Annotated in this window: 1 protein-coding gene; it reads right to left on the bottom strand. The window is 68.5% G+C overall.

What is annotated here, in order from left to right:
• A partial coding sequence (locus SB816_RS35025; RefSeq protein ID WP_410548625.1) for a hypothetical protein occupies positions 1 to 235 on the bottom strand: 235 nt, incomplete at both ends.

The raw sequence follows: 235 nt of genomic DNA on the forward strand, positions 1-235 counted from the left end.
GCCAGCAGCCGGCTGCCATCCAGCGAACGCCGGATAACCTGAAACTCACTGAGGACCGTCGAGCGCGTGCGGTGCTGCCGCTCAACGTGATCACGCGCATACTGGCCCAGAGCGCTGTCGGTTTCCCGGCCCGTCGTCTCGCGCGCGCGTGCATTGAACCTGCCGCGATCGCGGTATGCGCCAGTTCTCCCGCCCGCTGCGCGGGTGCCATGCGCGGCCCGGATGTGGGATGGAT

The organism is Achromobacter sp. SIMBA_011 (assembly GCF_046535435.1).
In the GTDB taxonomy this organism is placed as follows: Bacteria; Pseudomonadota; Gammaproteobacteria; order Burkholderiales; family Burkholderiaceae_B; genus Achromobacter; species Achromobacter dolens.